An 18,445-nucleotide genomic window follows, 5' to 3' on the forward strand; every position below is an offset into this window, starting at 1 on the left:
TGATTCGCGAGGGCGAGACGCCATGACCATTTCCCGCCCCCAAGACCGGCTGAAGGCGCGCTCGACACGACGACCGACGTTCGATCCCTTGCTGGTGGTCATGGCTGTGGGGTTCGCCCTGGCGGTCGCCGCTATCGCCTACCCGGCGTTTCGCACCAACGCCTTCAGCGCGCCGGGCCTGATCTTGATCTTCGCGGCGGGGGCCACGGCGCTGATCTGGCTGTTCGCCTTCGGCCGGGCCGAGGTGCGGCGCGCCACCGGCGACACGGCGGTCGAGATGCTGGACGCCCTGGCCGAGCCTGCCGCCCTGGTATGGCCGTCGGGCCAGGTGCTGGCCTACAACGCCGCCTGGGCCGAGGAGAACGGGACGGTCACCACCCTGCCGCGCGGCAAGTCGGCCCAGGCCCTCTACATGGCCTTCGCCCAGGCGCGCGAAGGCGATCAGGGCCGCGCCATCGTCCAGATCGGCGCGCGCGAGAAGGAGGTGCTGATCGGCCTGGCGGGACAGGGCCGTTTCCTGGTGCGCGCGGCGCCGGACGCTGTCCTGCCGATGGCGCTGCCACAGGCTGCGGCTCCCCAGCCCGCGGCTCCCACCGGCGAGGCCCGCGCCATGGCTGCGGGGGCGCCTTTCGGCTCAGCCGTCATTGGCGGCGAGGATCTGTTCGCGGGCCGGGTGGAGGAGCCCAACGCGGCGCTCGCCCTGCTGACCGGCCCGGCCGTCTCTGGCGACGCCGCCTTCGGCCATCTGTTCGATCCGGCGGGCGTGGCCGAGGCCAGAACCAAGCTGGAGGCCGGATCGTTTGGCCCGATCGAGCTGATCGCCCGCGCCCACCCGGATCGGCAACTGCATCTCTATGTCGCGCTCGAGGGCGACAAGCGCCGCATCTGGTTGTTTGACGTGGCGGCGCAGAAGTCGATGGAGCTGCAACTCTCTCAAGCCCAGAAGATGCAGGCTGTCGGCCAGTTGGCGGGCGGCGTAGCTCACGACTTCAACAACCTGTTGACGGCGATCCAGCTTCAGTTGTCCGGCCTGCTGGAACGTCACCCGGTTGGCGATCCCTCCTATGAGGGGTTGAACGAAATCCGCCAGACGGCCATCCGCGCCGCTGACCTGGTGCGCAAGCTGCTGGCCTTTTCGCGCAAGTCGACGGTGCGGCGTGAGCGGCTGGATCTGGGCGAGCTGGTCGGCGAGTTCTCTGTTCTGTTGCGTCGCTTGCTGCGCGAGGACGTGCGGCTGGAAACGGACTATGGCCGCGACCTGCCCCTGGTGCTGGCCGACAAGAGTCAGCTGGAGACGGCGGTGATGAACCTGGCCGTCAACGCACGCGACGCCATGCGCGGCGTTGTCGAGCCGGGCGCGGGCGTGGTGACGATCAAGACCCGCCGCCTGACCGGCGTCGAGGCGCGCGATCTGGGCTGGCGCGAGGCGACGGACGAGGTCGCCCTGATCGAGGTTTCGGACACCGGCCCCGGCGTGCCCACGGCCCTGCTGGACAAGATCTTCGAGCCCTTCTTCACCACCAAGGCGGTGAACGAGGGAACGGGCATGGGGCTGGCCACTGTCTATGGCATCGCCCAGCAGGCGGGGGGGCATATCACCGTCGCCAATCTGGACGGCCCCGATTCCAGTATTCTTGGGGCCGCCTTCCGCATCTTCTTGCCCGCCGCGTCGGCCGAGGAACTGGTCGAGGCCCCCGTGGTCGAGAAGGTCGTCAAGGCGCCGCGCGACCTGTCGGGCGCGGGCCGCATCCTGTTCGTGGAAGACGAGGCCGCCGTGCGCGGCATCGCCGCCCGCCTGCTGCGCCAGCGCGGCTATGAGGTGATCGAGGCCGCCGACGGCGAGGAGGCTCTGATCCTGGCCGAAGAATGGGCGGGCCAGATCGACATGCTGATCTCGGACGTCATCATGCCGGGGCTGGACGGGCCGTCGCTGTTGCGCAAGGCGCGTCCCTTCCTGGGCGATGCGCCGGTGATGTTCATTTCGGGCTATGCGGAGAGCGACTTCTCGGACCTGTTGCAGGACGAGGTCGGGGTGTCCTTCCTGCCCAAGCCGCTGGACATCAAGACCCTGGCCGAGCGCGTGAAGCAGGAACTGCACGCGGGCTGAAAGCGCGCCTGCGGGGCGCGCCTAGGAGCGCTGGGCCTCGTCGCCGGTCTGCGTGCGTTCTACCGTCGTAACGCTTTCACCGTTCGGCCCAACGGTCGTGGTGGTGGTCGTCGTCGCGCTCCGCTCCCACAGGGTGCAGTTCGTGGACGAGCCGCCGCCCGGCTGCGGCGTGGTCCGGCATTGCGCATTGGCGGCCGCAGCGTCAGCGGACCTCAGCACTTGCGCCGGGCTAGCAGAGCAGGCGGCAAGCGTAAGCCCTGCCGCCGCGACGGCGCAGTATCGCAACATCATGAATCCTCTCCTGCAATCCCGATCGCGATCTTGCTCGGCCTGGGGCGCAGCGCAAGCGGCTGGGCTTGCAGAGGCGTGCTGGTGCTTTGAGAGGTTCAGATTCTCAGGTCCAGCCGGTCGTCGCTCCAGCGGCGTTCGCGCGCGGCGTCGTGCAGGGTATCGGCCAATTCCAACAAGTGGCGTCGTTCTAGGCGCGGAATCACTTCGAGAAGCTGTAGGCGCAGAGCCTCAACCTCAGCGTCCGTCATCAGCAGCGGGCGGGCGTGTTCGGGCATGACGTGCTTTCAGCCGTTTTCAACGCGATCTGATCAAACGGTTCGAGCCTGTTCCGGTTCCGATATGCGAGAAAAACGGGAAAACTGAACAAAGGTCGTGGTGAAGGCTTGGGTATGGCGCGCGCGGCCCTAGATAGGGTCCAGAGGAATCAAACGCCGTAAAGAGGAGTCTCCCATGGCCTTCACCCTGCCCCCGCTGCCCTACGCCTATGACGCGCTGGAGCCGGCCATCGACAAGGAGACGATGACCTTCCACCACGACAAGCACCATCAGACCTATGTCGACAACCTGAACAAGTTCGTCGACGCCACGCCCGAGGCGCAGGGCAAGTCGCTGGAAGACATCTTCGCGATCATGTCCAAGCTGCCGAAGCCGATCCGCAACAACGGCGGCGGCGTGTGGAACCACAGCCTGTTCTGGGAGCTGCTGGCCCCGATCGGTACGGGCGGCGAGCCCTCGGCCGAGCTGGCCGCCAAGATCGACGCCGAACTGGGCGGTATGGACAAGTTTAAGGCTGACTTCGACGCCGCCGGCGCCGGTCAGTTCGGTTCGGGCTGGGCCTGGCTGATCCTTCAGGACGGCAAGCTGAAGGTCACCTCGACCCCGAACCAGGACAACCCGCTGATGGACGACGCGGCCGAGAAGGGCGCCGTCCTGCTGGCCGCCGACGTGTGGGAGCACGCCTATTACCTCAAGTACCAGAACCGTCGCGTGGACTACCTCAAGGCCTTCTGGTCGGTGGTGAACTGGAACAAGGTCAACGAACTGTACGAAGCCGCCAAGGGCTGAGCCGGTTCTCGACTGAAATGAAGACGGCCCCGGAATCGCTTCCGGGGCCGTTTTTCTTTGGCCGTCGGCGGCGCCTCAGGGCGCGGTCGGCAGACGCATGGCCAGGATTTCGCGCGTGCGGCGCGTGATGCCGTAGAGGACGCCGGGCGTGCTTTCGTCCCAGTCGACGGCCTGGCCCTCGGCCTCCATGCCCAGGGTCTCGACGTGATCCAGCGTTCCGCCGCCCTGGGGGAAGGCGACGACATAGAGCTCGGGATGGTCGTGGCCGCTGAGGTAGAGCCGCCCGTCCGGTCCCCAGCCGCCGCCGGAGATGCTCATGGGCGCCACTCGCTCCAAGATGGAGGCCGGGACGGCCCAGCTTTCGGTGCGCCGCCACTGGTCGTCGAAGCGGACCAGGGTAGTGTGGCGGTGATCGCGCGGGGCCTCGCCGCCGCGGCCGTCATAGTTGGCGAACATGCCCCACCAGGCGCCGTCGCGTCGCTCGATCCAGGTCAGGGAACCGGTTCCCAGGCCCAGGGCGACGGTGCGCTTGTGATGCAGGTCGACGGGGTCGAACACCTCGACCGTGCTGACGTGGGGCGTGGCGGGAAAGTTGGAGGCGGCGCAGACCAGCTCGGCCTCGATCAGGGTGCAGGAGTTGATGTGGGGAAAGCGCGCGGGCTCTCCGGCCCATGCGGCGCGCTTTTCGCCGGTGGCCTTGTCGTACCGGGTCAGGGACCAGTTGGAGACGGCGTAGACGTCGTTCGGGCCGACAGCCACGCCCTGACGCGCGTCCGAGGCGTAGCGCCGGACGGTCTCCAGACGGCTGGTGATCGGGGCGGCGGCTTGAGGCGCGGCGTCGGGCGCGCTCAGGGCCAGAAGGGCGAGAGTGGAAATCAGCATGGCGGGGCCTTTGGAAGCAGGAAGGCCGCCCTCCGGTCTGGAAGGCGGCCTGAAGGGATCAGAAGCTGGCGGAGACGCCGAACCAGAAGGTGCGGCCGTATTCGGCGGACTCCTGCAGATAGCCCTGGTTCGGGCCGGTCACTTCGCGGCGGCCCGCATCGTTCAGGTTCTGACCTTCGGCGAAGATCGTCACCCCGTTGTCGAAGCGCCAGCTGATCGAGGCGTCATACAGGTGACGGCCCTTCCAGTACTGATCGGCGTTGGGGATGGTGTCGTTGATCGTCTCTAGGAAGCCGCCGACGTAGTTGTGCGAGATCCGCGCCTCCAGCGGCCCGCGCTGATAGTAGATCGAGGCGTTGGTGGTGGTGTCCGGCTGCTGGAACAGGCCGGTGTGGCGCTCGCCCTTCGAGGTCAGGAAGGTGAACTCCGTGTCCAGGAAGGTGGCGTTGGCGCTGACGCCGAAGCCGTCGAAGGGCGCGGGCAGCATGGTCAGGGCCTGCTGGAAGCCCAGTTCGATCCCGCGGATTTCGGCCGACTGGGCGTTCGTCGGGGTGGAGACCTGGACGTCCTCCATGCCCCGGCCCACGTCCATGCGCTGGACGGAGCTGAGGGTGAAGATCTCATTGTCGATCGACTTGGCGAAGACCGCGACCGAGATCAGGCCGTCCGTCGGATAATATTCGAACGACAGGTCGAAGCCCTCGCTCTCGCGCGGCTCCAGATTGGGGTTGCCCCGCGACAGGGTCGGCTGGGAGCCGTCGAAGCTCAGGCTCTCGCTGGCGGCCAGGGAGCCGAAGTCCGGGCGGCCGATGGTGTTGGTCCAGGCGGCGCGCACCACCATGTCCTCGCGCACGTCCCAGCGCAGGTGGACGCTGGGCAGCCAGTTCTCATAGCCGCCCTGGTTGTGCGCGGGCGTCAGGACGCCGCCGGTGTTGCGGGCGGCCTGCGATTCCACCTCGGTCTTCTCATAGCGCACCCCGCCCAGGACGGTGACGTCGCCGATGCGATAGCTGGCCTGGCCATAGGCGGCATAGACGTCTTCGGTCACGTCATAGTCGCCGGTCGGCAGGGCGGTTGTGGCGACGAAGCGGTCGCGGTTGGCCTCGAAGAAGCGCTCGGCCAGACCGGCGTCGATGCGGGCGCCCAGGTCATAGCGGCCCTGGATCAGCTCGCTGGGGCCGGCCACGTCCACCTCGTCGAAGGTGAAGGCGAAGCCGGGCGCGGTCTTATAGTCGGTGCGGCTGCTGGCGTAGGAGCGGTCGCTGGAGCGGATCAGGCCGCCGAACTTCATCTTCAGGTTCCGCTCATGGCCGCCGTCGTCGAAGGCGGCGTTGAAGCGGGCCTGCACCGTGTCTTCATCGCTGGTGGTCAGGGACACGCGGCGCTGTTGCAGGTTGTAGAGCGAGGCGTCGCGGAAGGCGGCCGGATCGGTCGGCGTGAAGACCGGGAAGAAGTCCGAAGTATCGTAGCTGAAGCCGAAGTCGGAATGGGCCGCCGTGCGGAACTCATACGAGGTGTTCGGCGTCTCCAGCGAGGCCTTGGAGTAGGAGAGGTCGCCGTCCAGCGTCCACTGGCTCGTGGCGTCCCACTGGAATCCGCTGCGGACCAGGCCGATCTCACGCTGGGTGATCGGCTGGTTCAGGCCGACGATGTTGCGTCCGGTCGCGAAGACGCCCGAAGTCTGCGTCTGGTTCGAGACGTTGCCGTTCGGCTCGGTGCGGAACTCGATGCGCTCCTCGTCGTCCTCCATGCTGGCCCACAGGGCCGAGGCCTCCCAGCGGAAGGTGTTGGACGGACGCCATTCCAGCTTGCCGTTCAGGCCCGAGCGCTGCTTGGTGTTGTTGTACCAGAACAGGCGGTTCTGGGTCGGCACCTGGATGCCGTTGCCGCTCGCCGAGCCGGAATCCACCGGCTTGCCGTCGGCGTCGTACTCGCGCACCGAAGGCGCGGCGACCTCGACCTGCGGGATGTCGTAGTCGAGCTGTTCGTGCGAGGCGCCGACCACCACGCCCCATTCGTCATTGGCGCCGAAGCGACGGCCGGTGGCGAAGCTCAGGCGATAGGACGGATCGTCGTTGCGCACGTCGCCGCTGCGCTCATAGACGCCGTAGGAGGCCATGCCGTCGAAGAAGGGGCCGTTGCGGTCAAAGGCGCTGCGGGTGCGCACATTGATGACGCCGCCGATGGCGTTGCCGTCGTTCTCGGGCGTCACCGTCTTGATGACCTCCAGGCGGCCGGCCATGACCGAGGGGACGATGTCCATCGGCACGGTGCGGGCGCTCTCGTCGACCGAGCCGACGAAGGCGCCGTCGATGGTGGTGCGGTTATAGGTCGAGGCCAGGCCGCGCAGGATCGGCCAGCGCGGCTCGCCCTGGTCCTCCATGATCGACACGCCGGGAATGCGGCGCAGGGCGGCGGCGGTGTTGTGGTCGGGCAGCTTGCCGATGTCGTCCGACGACACGGCGTCCATAACCTCGAACTGGCGGCGCTTGACGGCGATGGCGGCGCGCTGGGCCTCGCGCTGGCCGGTGACGACGATCTCGCTGACCTCGACGGCGGCGTCCTGGCCTTCGGCCTGGGCCGAAATTGGGGCCGAAGTCTGGGCCTGGGCGAGGGCGGGCGCGCACAGGGCCGAGGTGGCGAGCAGCCAGGCGGCGGCGCGGCGAACAGAGGTCATGTTGGGAATCCCCGAAAGCGATACTGATGTCGGGGGGCGAGCTAGGCTTTAGCGGCGACGAAACGGTTTCAGTCCGATGGGGCTTTCATCACCGTTTGGCGTCCGTTCGGCGAAGAATGATCCAGAACCGGAATCCGCCAAGACCGGAAGGGCCGCCGACATTGACTCCCGGCCGCGTCGCCTTCATAAGCCCGGCCTTCTCGCATCGGGTTCCGCCCGAGGCGCGAACTGACTACGGACGATGCGTGAACCGCCGTTGAGATCGCCGCTCCAATCGGGGAGCAGCCGGGCCGCATCATGATGAAGAGTGACACATGTCCAAGCGCCATAGCGCCAAGTACAAACTCGACCGGGCCATGGGTGAAAACCTGTGGGGTCGCGCCAAGTCTCCCGTCAACAAGCGTTCCTACGGCCCCGGTCAGCACGGCCAACGCCGCAAGTCCAAGGTCTCTGACTTTGGTCTGCAGCTGAAGGCCAAGCAGAAGCTGAAGGGCTACTACGGCAACATCACCGAGAAGCAATTCGCTGCCACCTACGCCGAAGCCGCTCGTCGTAAGGGCAACACCTCGGAAAACCTGATCGGCCTGCTGGAATCGCGCCTGGACGCCATCGTCTACCGCGCCAAGTTCGTGCCGACCGTCTGGGCTGCTCGCCAGTTCGTCTCGCACGGCCACGTGACCGTCGATGGCAAGAAGGTCGACATCGGTTCGTACCGCGTCAAGCCGGGCCAGGTCATCGAGGTCAAGGAAAAGTCGCGCAACATGGCGCTGGTGCTCGAAGCCCAGCAGTCGAGCGAGCGCGACCTGCCTGACTATCTGGAACTGGGCGATCGTGGTTTCTCGGTCCGTTACGGCCGCGTGCCGGAACTGTCCGACGTGCCCTATCCGGTGAAGATGGAGCCGAACCTGGTCGTCGAATACTACGCCTCGTAAATTCGACGGACCTTTCTGGTTCATGGAAAGGCCTCGACATCGTCGGGGCCTTTCTTTGTCTGGATTGAGGCCTTTCCGGTTCACTTTCGGACCGAACGGGCGCAATATGAATTGTTGCCAGCATCGCGCCGAGGGAGGCCGAACATGAGAGGCGTCTTCTTCGGCTTCGTTCTTGCGGCGGGGCTCGCCGCCTGCGCTCATGCGCCGGGCGAATTGGTGCGAACCGAAGGCATGCCGGGCCAGTTGGAACCGATCCACGCCGCCGCCTTCACCCGCGACCTCGCCGTATTCCGAGTCAGCTCCAACGGCTGCACCGACAAGAGCGACGTGAAGCCCTTCATCACCCAGTTGAAGGACACGGCGGTGATCACCTTGCGCCGCATGGGCGAGGACGTCTGCACCCGCCCGGTCAAGGACGGGGTCCAGATCCAGTGGACCTTTGAAGAGTTGGGCCTGCCGGCCGGCGCCAATGTCGTGGTCAATAACCCTTATCTGATGAACGGCGATCAGGGCGTAGCGCAGTAAGGGGACTGTCTTCAGGCTTCGTTAGCCATGCTCAAACAGCGGCGTTTAAGACCTGGACGATAGAACGGTACACCCGTTCATGTCTGCTGGGCATCGTCACTATGCGCGTTCTTTCGTGTCTGACTGAAGACCATCATTTCGGTCTTGTCGCCTTAGCCGCCCTTATCTGCCTCTTGGGCAGCTGGATCACCACAGGCCTGTTGCGCAGGGTGCGAGAGGAGCGGGGCGTCGCCCAGGCGTCCTGGATGTTCCTGGGCGCCCTGGCTGGCGGGGCTACCATCTGGTGCACCCATTTCGTCGCTATGATCGCTTACCGGCCGGGCGTCGGCGTGGCTTACGAGCCGCTGCTGACAGGCGTCTCCCTGGCTATCGCCATCCTGGGCGTGGGGCTGGCGCTGGGCGGGGCGACGACGGGGGGTCGCTTCGCGCCCGCTGCCGGCGGCGCCTTGTTCGGCCTGGCCGTCGCCGCCATGCACTTTGTCGGCATGGCCGCCATGGCGGTGGAGGGCGTGGTCCACTGGTCGAACGGCTATGTCGCCGCCTCCGTGTTCGGTTCGGTGGCGTTCGGCGCGATCGCGTTCCAGATGGCCTCCGACGTGCAGGATCGCTTCGCCCGCCTGAAGGGCGCGGCCGCCATGGTCCTGGGCATCGTCTGCCTGCACTTCACGGCCATGGGCGCCATGACCATCATTCCCTTTGCGGCGGCCGACGGCGTGCTGACTGGCCAGGACGCGCAGAACGTGCTGGTGCTGGGCGTCGCGGGCGTTGGCCTGCTGGTGCTGGGCGCGGGCGCGGCCAGCCACGTGCTGGATCGTCAGTCGCGCGCCCTGCACAGTGAACGGCAGCAGTATCTGATCGAGAGCGGCGTCGACGGCATGGCCATCGAGCGCGACGGCGTCGTCATCGCCGCCAATGAGGTTCTGGCCGCCCTGCTGGGCGTCTCGCGCGAAGCCCTGATCGGCGCCAGCCTGGAGCAGTGGGTCGAGGACGCGCACCGTCTGGGCGACGGCTCGGTGGCGCAGACCGTCCTGCGGTCCGGCGACGAGGAAATCCCGGTCGAATTGTCGGCGCGTCGCGATCAGACCACGGGCAGCCGCACCATGATCTATGCGGTGCGCGACCTGCGTGCCCGCATGGCCCAGGAGCGCCGCATCGCCCAACTGGCCCGCAACGACAGCCTGACCGGCCTGCCGAACCGCGCCTCCTTTTTGGAGCGCCTGACCCGCCAGAAGCAGACAGCCGCCGAAGGCGAGGCGCTGGCCCTGTTCGCCGTGGACCTGGACCGCTTCAAGGAGGTCAACGACCTGTACGGCCACGCGGTCGGCGACCAGCTGCTGTGCATCATCGCCGAGCGCATGAAGGGCGTTCTGCGCGAGGGCGAATTCATTGCGCGTCAGGGCGGGGACGAATTCCTGGCCCTGGCCTCGGTCTCCACCCGCGACGAAGCCCGCGCGGTGGCCGAGCGTCTGCGCCAGGCCGTGATCCAGACCGTGACCCTGGACCATGCCGACGTGTCGTGCGGCGCCAGTATCGGCGTGTCGCTGTGGCCGGAAGACGCCCAGGACGTGTCGACCCTGATCAACAACGCCGACCTGGCCATGTACCGGGCCAAGGCGTCGCTGACGCAGGATGTCTGCTTCTATGAGGCGGACATGGATCAGGCCGTCCGCGCCCGTCGCCGCGTCACCCAAGCGCTGCGCGAAGCGCTGGAGCGCGAACAGTTCGAACTGCACTATCAGGTCCAGGCGTCGGTCGAGACGGGCAAGGCGACCGGCTATGAAGTGCTGTTGCGCTGGAAGAACGACGAAGGCCGCTACATTTCGCCAGCAGACTTCATTCCTGTCGCCGAGGAGACGGGGCTGATCCTGCCGATCGGCGAGTGGGTGCTGCGCCAGGCCTGCCGCCAGGCCGCCGCCTGGGCCGAACCGCGTCGCATCGCGGTCAATCTGTCGCCGGTCCAGCTGAGCCATGTCGACCTGCCGCGCCTGGTGCATCAGATTCTGATGGAGACGGGCCTTGCGCCGTCGCGTCTGGAGCTGGAGATCACCGAGACGGCGATGATCACCGATATGGAGCGGACGACCCACGTCCTGCGTCAACTGAAGGCTCTGGGCGTGACCATCGCCATGGACGACTTCGGCACCGGCTATTCCTCGCTTTCGACGCTAAAGGCCTTCCCGTTCGACAAGATCAAGCTGGACCGCTCCTTCATGCTGGAGCTGGAAGGCGAGGCGCCGCAGTCGCGAGCCATCATCCGCGCTGTTCTGACCATCGGCGAAAGCCTGTCGATCCCGGTGCTGGCCGAGGGCGTGGAGACGGCCGAACAGCTGGCCTTCCTGCGCGCCCAGGGCTGCAATGAGGTTCAGGGCTATCTTCTGGGTCGTCCTCAGCCGGAAGCCGACGCCCTGTCGAACGGCGCCGCCGTGATCGCGACGATTCCGTCCGTCGAGGATCAGGCCGAGCGCGCAGCCGCGTAGCCGGGCCAGTGTTCGGCGGCTGCTCGTTCATACTGAACGGGCAGGGCTTCGGCGGCTCCGAGGGCGACGGCGGCGTGATGGCCCCAGTTGGGGTCGTCTAGCACGGCGCGCGCGACCGCGACCAGATCAGCCTTGCCCTGGACCAATAGCGCCTCCGCCTGTTGCGGGGTGACGATGAGTCCCACGGCCATGACGTTCGCTTCGGGAATCGCCGCCTTCACCGCCTCAGCGAAGGGAAGCTGATAGCCTGGCTGGTCTCCAGGGATGCGGGCGGTCGCGACGTTGCCGCCGCTGGTCAGGTGCAGGTACTCATAGCCCATGTCGTGCAGGGCGCGGCCGAAGACGGCCGCCTCGACCGGCGTGATGCCGTCGTCGGCCCAGTCCGAGCCGTTGAAACGGGCGCCTAGGGCCTTGGTCCGTGGCCAGGCGTCGCGCAGAGCCTGGGCGACGCGCAACGGGAAGCGCATCCGGTTCTCCAATGAGCCGCCGAATTCGTCGGTTCGTTCGTTCGATAGCGGCGAGAGGAACTGTGTCAGCAGATAGCCGTGGGCGGCGTGTAACTCGACCAGGTCGAAGCCGGCGCGGTCGGCGCGCGCGGCTGCATCGACGAAGGCCGCGACCACGCGATCCATGCCCGCCGGATCCAGCGCCGTCGGCATATGCCAGTCGTCGCGATAGGGTTGGGGAGAAGCTGAAAACGTCTCCCACGCCTTATCTGACGGGGCGGGGCCGCCATGATTGACCCACGGCGGATTGGTCGAGGCTTTGCGGCCGGCGTGACCCAACTGCACCCCGATCGGCGTGTCCGAATAGGTGCGGATGTCGCGGATGATCCGGGCGAAGGCGGCTTCCTGTTCGTCGTTCCACAGGCCGGTGTCGGCCCAGGAGATGCGGCCCGCCGCCTCGACGCCCGTGGCCTCGACGATCACCAGGCCGGCGCCCGACAGGGCCAGTCGGGCGATGTGCTGGGCGTGCCAGGGCTGAGGCACGCCGTCCACGGCCGAATACTGGCACATGGGGGCGATGACGATGCGGTTCTTAAGCGTCAACGGCCCAATGGCGCGCGGGGTGAACAGCAGGCTCATGCATGACTCTTTCGATGGTCCCCGGGGGGGCGGGTCACAGTAGCTATGACTGTGACGGTTGGGTTCAAGCCCACCCTTTCCGATTATTCACGTGATCCCGAACCGCGACGCTGGCAGTTTGCCGCCAACCAACAAGGGGAACACCTCATGCGTCGTCTCGTTATCGCTCTCGCCGTCGCCGCGCTCGCCGCGCCCGTGCTGTCGGGCTGCATCATCATCGCCACCGAAAAGCCGACGACGCGCGTCATCCACTCGTCCCCCGCCGAGGCGAACTGATGCGCCTCGCTGCTGCCGCCGTCGCCGCCCTGCTGCCGCTGCTGGGCGGTTGCGTCATCTATTCCAACGAGGGCGGTGAAAAGGTTTCGGTCGTCACTGACCAGAATGCAGCCCGCACCGAGGCGCTCGAAGCTGTCCGCAAGGTCGACTTCGACGGCCAGCGCCTGAACGTCGTGGTCGGCTCCAACGGTTGCACCGAGGCGTCCAGCTTTGAGGTGCGTATCAAGGACGCCGATCCGGCGGAGCTGACGCTGGTGCGCCGCTCGCCTGATATGTGCAAGGCCCTGGTCCCCGAAGGCAAGACGGTTAGCTGGGCTTATGAGGAACTGGGCCTGGAGCGCGGCCAGCCTGTACGCGTGCTGAACCCCATCAGCCTGTAAGAGGAACTTCTCCCGCAAGGGGAGAAGGGTCGCCTATGCCTTGAACGGCCCCAGCATCTCTGCCGGAATGCGGGCGGGGCGCAGGGTTTGGGCGTCGACCAGGCACCATTCGGACAGGCCTTGCGCGCACAGGCGGCCTTCGGCGTCCTCGATGCGGACATAGCGGTTGAAGCGCGGCCCTTGCGGATCGCCGACCCAGGTGCGGGCGACGACGCCGGTCGCGTCGGGCGCGATGGCGCGCAGGTAGTCGATCTCGTGTCTCAGGGCGATCCACGACCAGCGGGCGCGCGTCTCGTCGTCGAAGCGCGCGTTCCAGTGGGCCGTGCCGACGTCCTGCAGCCAGCCGACGTAGACGACGTTGTTGACGTGGTTGTTCTCGTCGATGTGTTCCGGCCGCACGTCCAGCGGGACGACGAAGACCTCGCGGTCCTCACGCGGTTGCAGCTGCGGCCGGGCCATCTGGCTCAGGCTTCGCCGAGGGCGACGCCCTTTTCGGACATCAGGGCGGCCAGTTCGCCCGACTGGAACATCTCGCGCACGATGTCCGAGCCGCCGACGAACTCGCCCTTCACATAGAGCTGGGGGATGGTCGGCCAGTCGGTGAAGGCCTTGATGCCTTCGCGCAGGGCTTCGTCCTGCAGCACGTCGACGCCGACGAAGGCCGCGCCCACGTGGTCGAGGATCTGGACCGTGACCGAGGAGAAGCCGCAGCGCGGCGAATCCGGCGTGCCCTTCATGAAGAGCACCACGTCATGCTCGGCCACCGTCTGGGCGATGAAGGCGTGGACGGGATCGGCGGCGGTTTGTTCGGTCACTGTGTCGAAACCCTTCTTGAGGAGCCCGTGAGCTAGGCGCCCTTTGGGGCGGGGTCAAGGCCGGGCGGACGTTCAGTCTCAGGCCGATTGCGTCCGCAAGGTCAGACGCTCGGCCCGTTCCGCCAGCACCTGGGCGCCATGTTCGCGCGCGGTTTGCGCCGCTTCAGTCAGCATCAGACCCACGCCGCGCGGTATTTCGCCCGTCCAGCGCGCACGCGCCAGCGCCACGCGCGCCAGGCCGATCTGTTCGGCCGCCCAGTCCAGCGGCGTGGCCGTGACTGAAGGGCGCACCAGACGTCGCCGCAGGCTGGTTTCAATGTTCATCAGGGCCGTCAGGTCGCCTGCCGCCCCGGCGCGGGCCGTGTCCTGGGCCACGCGCTGTTCATGGGCCAGCGCGCCTAGGATCAGGCCGCCGCCTTCGGTCAGGGTTTCCGCCTGAATCAGTACGACCGGCGACAAGGCCTCGCGCTCGGCGCGCAAGACCTGGATGGCGGACCAGTCCAGCGGGCTGTGGTCGGGGGTGAACATCTGGGCGGCGGCGTCGAACATGGCCTTGGCCTGATCCCGGGCCGCTGGAGCTTCGGCTATGGCGGCCAGGGCGGCCATGCCAGCCGCACAAAGCGCCAGGGCGCGGGCGCGGCTCAGCGGTCTCTGTTCGGGAGCGGCGGCCTCGACCAAGGCGCGCAGGTCGCGCCCGGCCTTGTCCAGCATCCTAGCGTCGCGCGTATTGAGCCCGGTTTCCAGCGCCAGGGCGGCGCGATCGAGGCGCAGTTCGTCCTCCAGCGTGCGCGCGCCCTTCAGGTTCGCCAGGGCGGCGTCCAGGAGCTTCGCCGCCTCGCTCAGTTCCGACAGCCGGCCGGACAGCAGGGCCAGTCGCGCGCGCAGGCGGGCATGCAGGGCTGCTGCTGCGGCGACCGTATCCAGTCGGCGCGCCGGCGGCAGCTCGCTGAGAAGGTCCAGGGCGGCCGTCAGCCGATCGGGACCGCCGCGCAAGTCAAAGGCCAGCATGGCGGTCTGAGCCAGGTCCAGGGCGGCTCGAACAGCCTGATCGCCGTTGGCGGCGTGCTTAGCGGCGTCGCGCCCGGCGCTCTCGGCGCGTTCCAGGCTGGAGGCGACGCCACAGCGGCGGGCGTGTTCACGCCACAGGGCGGCGGCGCGCAGGGAGGCGTCGAAGGGGCGGGGGCAGGAGACGCGACCCGCGTCGGTTGATTGCTGACGCGCTTCGATCTCGACCAGGCCGACGCCGATCAGCTCGAGCCAGCCGAGGTCGTCGCTGTCGCGCGCCTTCTCGAACAGCCGTCTAAGGTCTCTGCCGAATTCGAACATTCGCCTGTGTCGTCCCGCTTCGGGATTACGGGGGGGATCCCGCTGCCGACCAAGCAAACGCAGCGCCGTAGGAAGGGTTCGCCTTAACCATACCGACAAATTGTGAACTCGAAGTCGACTGACAGCCTCGCGGAGGAAAACTGCTGGAGAGGTCAGCCCAGTTGCGGCGCCTTCTGACGGCAGCGCTGCAGAGCGGCGCGAGCCTCGGATTCTCCGGCGGAAAGGCGACGCACGGCGTCCAGGCGGGCGCGTGTCTGTTCGGCTTCCGCCACCGCCGGGTTGCGGCCGGCGACGGTCGCGGCCTGCATGGCCGCGAGCGACCAGTAGAGGGCGGCGTCATAGAGCGCGCGGCCGTATCGGCTTTCTCCGCCCTCAAGTTCGGACGCCGCCTGTGTCAAACCGGCGCATCTGACCGCCTCGTCATAGGAGACGAGCCGGGCTCTAGGTGCTTGAGCCGGGGCCTGGGCGGGCGCCGAGGCCTGGGCCAGCGCCATGGCGGCGGTGACGGCGACGATGAACATCAGAACTCCACGGGCGCGGGGAGCGCCGATCAGGCTCTACTAAAGAACCACGTCCGGGTGACGGATGAAAGCGGTGTTCAGAAAAGCTTCAGGTTGCATCCGCGAAAGGCGGCATGGCGCGTCCTAGAACACGGCGGGCAGGAGCGGATCGAGCGCCGTCCGCCGCGGCGTCTTGCGGTCCAGTCCGCCCCAGGCCGCCGCCAGCCCGACCACCGCCAGGTCCAACTCCGCCTCTTCGCGGCTGAAGGGCAGGCGGATGAAACGGTCGAAGGCGCCGTTGATCCCGAACCGCATGCCGGGCGCGATCCGCACCCCATGATCGGGCGCGGCGATGGCCAGGCGCACGCCGTCCGGCCGGGGCAGCTCGACCCATAAAGACAGGCCGCCGTCGGGCCGGCGCGTCCGCCATTGCGGCAGATGCTCGGCTAGCCGCGTCCGCAGATGGGCCTCGCGGCGCGCCAGCAGTCGCCGCCGTGCATGCAGCGGCGTCGGGTCGCCTGTCAGCAGCATGGCGGCCGCCAGCTGCTCCATCACGGGCACGCCCAGATCCAGAGACGGCCGATGGCGCACGACCGCATCGATGACCTCGACATGGGCGCGCAGCCAGCCCACGCGCAATCCGCCCCAATAGGGTTTGCTGGTCGAGCCCAGCCGCGCGACATGGGGGCCGTGATCGACGGGCGGCGGCGGCGGGCGGTCGAACCACAGCTCGCGCAGGCTGTCGTCCAGCACCAGCATCGCGCCGACGCGGGCGGCGGCGGCGGCGATGTCGGCCTCGTCCTGGGCCGACAGGACATGGCCGGTCGGATTGTGGTGCGCGCCGATCAGATAGATCAGTCGCGGGCGGACGCGGGCGATGGCGGCCAGCATCCCGTCCATGTCCCAGCCCTGGGGCGTCATGGCGACGGGGCTGAGCGCCAGCCCGGCCTGGGTCAGGGCGTCCAGCGCGTGGGGATAGCCGGGGTGTTCGACCACCGCCCGGTCGCCGGGCCGCGTCGCGGCCCGCAGCAGCAGCGCCAGCCCGCCCAGCGCGCCCGCCGTGACCACCACCTGCTGCGCCGTGGTGGCCATGCCCTCGTCGCTGTAGCGGTCGGCGACGACGCGGCGCAGGGCCTCGACGCCGATCGGCTCATAGCCCGGTCCCGGCAGGTGGGCGGGCAGGGCCTCCAGCGCGCGGGCGTAGGCGGCGTGCACCTGTTCGTCGGCGGCCATGGCGGCCGAGGCCATGTCGATGACGCCCGGCGCATCGACCCTCTGCATCGGCCCGTCCAGATAGGTCACGGGCGGCGACGCCGGGCTGGCGGGCAGGGCGGTGAAGCTGCCCGACCCGGTCCGACTGACGATGAAGCCGTCGGCCCTCAGCCGGTCCAGGGCGGCGCTGACGGTGATGCGGCTGACGCCCAGGGTTTCGGCCAGGCGGCGCTCGCCGGGCAGGCGCGCGTTCAGCGACAGCCGCCCGTCCAGGATGATGAGCTTCAGCGCCTCGGCCAGGCGGCGATAGGCGGGCTCGCCGTCCGGCCCGCGCCAGCCGTTCAACTGACGCGACAGGGAGGCGGCGTTGACCAGGGTGTCGCGCATAAGGCCACCGTCTCGAAATTGGCCCTGTAAAGCAAGGCCGATCTGGGGGCTTATGGCGTATGTTCATGCGTCGTTTCATCCAGCTTCAACTGGGCCTGTGCCTGTACGGCGTGGCCGCCGCCCTGATGGTGCGCTCCAACCTCGGGCTGGACCCGTGGAACGTCTTTCACCAGGGCCTGTCCCTGCGGACGGGCATCAGCCTGGGGACCGCCTCGATCATCATGGGCGTCCTGGTGATGCTGACCTGGATTCCGCTGCGTCAGAAGCCGGGCCTGGGCACGCTGTTCAACATCTTCGTCATCGGCCTGTCGATGGATGCGGCCCTGGCCGTCCTGCCCGAGATCACGGGCCTGCCGCTGCGGCTGGCCTTCATGACGATGGGCGTGCTGCTGACCGCCATGGGCGGGGCCGCCTACATCGGCGCCGGCATGGGCACGGGGCCGCGCGACGGTCTGATGATCGGCCTGAACCAGCGGCTGGGCTGGTCGATCCGGGTGTCGCGGATGCTGATCGAGGTCAGCGTCCTGGCCGGAGGCTGGCTGCTGGGCGGCTCGGTCGGCCTGGGCACGGTGGTCTTCGCCGTGGGCATCGGCCCGCTGATCCAGATCTTCCTGCCGTGGTTTCAGGCGCTGGGGCGGGAGCCCCGCGTGGCGCCTTCGACCTGAACGCCGCGTCCGAACCCCGCCAGACCACGCCGTGAAGGCATGAAAGGAAGACGGCCTCTTTCACGCACGAGGTCGTCATGCCTGCACTCATCGACAAGGTCGCCGTCATCACCGGAGCCAGCTCCGGCATCGGCGCCGCCGCCGCCCGTCTGTTCGCCCGCGAAGGCGCGGCGGTGGTCGTCACCGCCCGGCGCGAAGCCGAGCTTCTGGCCCTGGTTGCGGCGATCGAGGCCGAGGGCGGCCGCGCCGTCGCCGTGCCGGGCGACATCCGCGACGAGGCCCTGGCCGAGCGGCTGGTGCGCACGGCGGTCGAGCGCTTCGGCGGTCTGGATATCGCTCTGAACAACGCCGGAGCCATCGGCGCCAATGAACCGACGCCGGAGATCGCGCTGGAGCGTTGGCGGGACGCGCTGGACATCAACCTGACCGCCGCCTTCCTGGGGGCCAAGCACCAGATCCCGGCCCTGTTGGCGCGCGGCGGCGGCTCGCTGATCTTCACCTCGACCTTTGTGGGCCACGCCATCGGCATGCCCGGCATGGCGGCCTACGGCGCGGCCAAGGCGGGGCTGATCGGCTTGTCGCGCGTCATCGCCGCCGAGTTCGGGGCCAAGGGCGTGCGCAGCAACTGCCTGCTGCCCGGCGGCACCGACACCGAGGCGGGACGCGAGTTCGCCCACACGCCCGAGATCATCGCCTTCGTCGAGGGAATGCACGCGCTGAAGCGGATGGCGAACCCGGAGGAGATCGCCCGCGCCGCCCTGTTCCTGGCGTCGGACGCCTCCAGCTTCATGACCGGAACGGCCATGCTGGTCGACGGCGGGGTGTCGATCAGCAAGACCTGAG

General features: G+C 68.0%; 19 protein-coding genes. 9 read left to right on the forward strand and 10 right to left on the reverse strand.

What is annotated here, in order from left to right:
* The first annotated feature begins 22 nt into the window (after window positions 1-22).
* The gene (gene cckA / locus EGK63_RS14905; RefSeq protein WP_243637712.1) at window positions 23-2,107 is read left to right on the forward strand and encodes a cell cycle histidine kinase CckA; all 2,085 of its coding nucleotides are present in this window, start codon (window positions 23-25) and stop codon (window positions 2,105-2,107) included.
* Window positions 2,108-2,128: 21 nt separating this feature from the next.
* Here the strand turns inward: cckA and EGK63_RS14910 are convergent, their stop codons facing one another.
* Entirely contained in the window at window positions 2,129-2,398 is a 270-nt protein-coding gene (locus EGK63_RS14910) for a hypothetical protein (protein WP_165906628.1), read from the reverse strand.
* Between the two features lie 95 nt (window positions 2,399-2,493).
* Window positions 2,494-2,673 (reverse strand): hypothetical protein, encoded by a 180-nt coding sequence (locus EGK63_RS14915; RefSeq protein WP_125902122.1) that lies wholly within the window; start codon window positions 2,671-2,673, stop codon window positions 2,494-2,496.
* Window positions 2,674-2,848: 175 nt separating this feature from the next.
* Here EGK63_RS14915 and EGK63_RS14920 point away from each other — a divergent pair, with 175 nt between their 5' ends.
* Complete coding sequence (locus EGK63_RS14920) at window positions 2,849-3,463, forward strand: superoxide dismutase (protein ID WP_125902123.1); 615 nt, start codon at window positions 2,849-2,851, stop codon at window positions 3,461-3,463.
* Window positions 3,464-3,538: 75 nt separating this feature from the next.
* Here the strand turns inward: EGK63_RS14920 and EGK63_RS14925 are convergent, their stop codons facing one another.
* Both EGK63_RS14925 and EGK63_RS14930 read right to left on the reverse strand, forming a co-directional pair.
* Window positions 3,539-4,345 carry a hypothetical protein gene (locus EGK63_RS14925; protein ID WP_125902124.1) on the reverse strand — a complete coding sequence of 269 codons (807 nt, stop codon included), beginning with the start codon at window positions 4,343-4,345 and terminating at the stop codon, window positions 3,539-3,541.
* A gap of 58 nt (window positions 4,346-4,403) precedes the next feature.
* Window positions 4,404-7,022: a TonB-dependent receptor gene (locus EGK63_RS14930; RefSeq protein ID WP_125902125.1), complete on the reverse strand. Its 2,619-nt coding sequence runs from the start codon at window positions 7,020-7,022 to the stop codon at window positions 4,404-4,406.
* Between the two features lie 314 nt (window positions 7,023-7,336).
* Between EGK63_RS14930 and rpsD the strand changes: the two genes are divergently transcribed.
* The 3 genes from rpsD to EGK63_RS14945 all read left to right on the forward strand — a co-directional run bounded on the left by rpsD (window position 7,337) and on the right by EGK63_RS14945 (window position 10,956).
* Window positions 7,337-7,954: a 30S ribosomal protein S4 gene (gene rpsD, locus EGK63_RS14935; RefSeq protein ID WP_125902126.1), complete on the forward strand. Its 618-nt coding sequence runs from the start codon at window positions 7,337-7,339 to the stop codon at window positions 7,952-7,954.
* Window positions 7,955-8,098: 144 nt separating this feature from the next.
* On the forward strand, window positions 8,099-8,479 hold the full coding sequence (locus EGK63_RS14940; RefSeq protein ID WP_125902127.1) for a hypothetical protein: 381 nt from the start codon (window positions 8,099-8,101) through the stop codon (window positions 8,477-8,479).
* A gap of 245 nt (window positions 8,480-8,724) precedes the next feature.
* Window positions 8,725-10,956 carry an EAL domain-containing protein gene (locus EGK63_RS14945; RefSeq protein ID WP_243637713.1) on the forward strand — a complete coding sequence of 744 codons (2,232 nt, stop codon included), beginning with the start codon at window positions 8,725-8,727 and terminating at the stop codon, window positions 10,954-10,956.
* On the opposite strand, the gene EGK63_RS14950 is transcribed toward EGK63_RS14945, so the two are convergent.
* The gene (locus tag EGK63_RS14950; protein WP_125902129.1) at window positions 10,932-12,041 is read right to left on the reverse strand and encodes an oxidoreductase; all 1,110 of its coding nucleotides are present in this window, start codon (window positions 12,039-12,041) and stop codon (window positions 10,932-10,934) included. The genes EGK63_RS14945 and EGK63_RS14950 overlap by 25 nt on opposite strands.
* A 147-nt stretch (window positions 12,042-12,188) precedes the next feature.
* Between EGK63_RS14950 and EGK63_RS16935 the strand changes: the two genes are divergently transcribed.
* Complete coding sequence (locus EGK63_RS16935) at window positions 12,189-12,317, forward strand: hypothetical protein (RefSeq protein ID WP_256375798.1); 129 nt, start codon at window positions 12,189-12,191, stop codon at window positions 12,315-12,317.
* Window positions 12,317-12,697 carry a hypothetical protein gene (locus tag EGK63_RS14955; protein ID WP_125902130.1) on the forward strand — a complete coding sequence of 127 codons (381 nt, stop codon included), beginning with the start codon at window positions 12,317-12,319 and terminating at the stop codon, window positions 12,695-12,697. The genes EGK63_RS16935 and EGK63_RS14955 overlap by 1 nt, the downstream gene beginning before the upstream one ends.
* A gap of 33 nt (window positions 12,698-12,730) precedes the next feature.
* Here EGK63_RS14955 and EGK63_RS14960 read toward each other — a convergent pair whose 3' ends face one another.
* The 5 genes from EGK63_RS14960 to EGK63_RS14980 all read right to left on the reverse strand — a co-directional run bounded on the left by EGK63_RS14960 (window position 12,731) and on the right by EGK63_RS14980 (window position 16,937).
* Window positions 12,731-13,156, reverse strand: coding sequence for a thioesterase family protein (locus tag EGK63_RS14960; RefSeq protein ID WP_125902131.1), 426 nt, complete (start codon window positions 13,154-13,156; stop codon window positions 12,731-12,733).
* Window positions 13,157-13,161: 5 nt separating this feature from the next.
* Window positions 13,162-13,512: a Grx4 family monothiol glutaredoxin gene (grxD, locus tag EGK63_RS14965; protein ID WP_125902132.1), complete on the reverse strand. Its 351-nt coding sequence runs from the start codon at window positions 13,510-13,512 to the stop codon at window positions 13,162-13,164.
* Between the two features lie 78 nt (window positions 13,513-13,590).
* Window positions 13,591-14,838, reverse strand: a complete 1,248-nt coding sequence (locus EGK63_RS14970; protein ID WP_125902133.1) for a hypothetical protein — start codon at window positions 14,836-14,838, stop codon at window positions 13,591-13,593.
* A 152-nt stretch (window positions 14,839-14,990) separates the two neighbouring features.
* Window positions 14,991-15,359 (reverse strand): hypothetical protein, encoded by a 369-nt coding sequence (locus tag EGK63_RS14975; protein WP_125902134.1) that lies wholly within the window; start codon window positions 15,357-15,359, stop codon window positions 14,991-14,993.
* A gap of 123 nt (window positions 15,360-15,482) precedes the next feature.
* On the reverse strand, window positions 15,483-16,937 hold the full coding sequence (locus EGK63_RS14980; protein WP_125902135.1) for a PLP-dependent aminotransferase family protein: 1,455 nt from the start codon (window positions 16,935-16,937) through the stop codon (window positions 15,483-15,485).
* A 65-nt stretch (window positions 16,938-17,002) separates the two neighbouring features.
* Between EGK63_RS14980 and EGK63_RS14985 the strand changes: the two genes are divergently transcribed.
* Window positions 17,003-17,602: a YitT family protein gene (locus EGK63_RS14985; RefSeq protein ID WP_243637714.1), complete on the forward strand. Its 600-nt coding sequence runs from the start codon at window positions 17,003-17,005 to the stop codon at window positions 17,600-17,602.
* A 77-nt stretch (window positions 17,603-17,679) separates the two neighbouring features.
* Entirely contained in the window at window positions 17,680-18,444 is a 765-nt protein-coding gene (locus tag EGK63_RS14990; protein WP_125902137.1) for an SDR family oxidoreductase, read from the forward strand.
* The last annotated feature ends 1 nt before the right edge of the window (window position 18,445 follow it).

The organism is Brevundimonas sp. 357 (genome assembly GCF_003938605.1).
Classification (GTDB): Bacteria; Pseudomonadota; Alphaproteobacteria; order Caulobacterales; family Caulobacteraceae; genus Brevundimonas.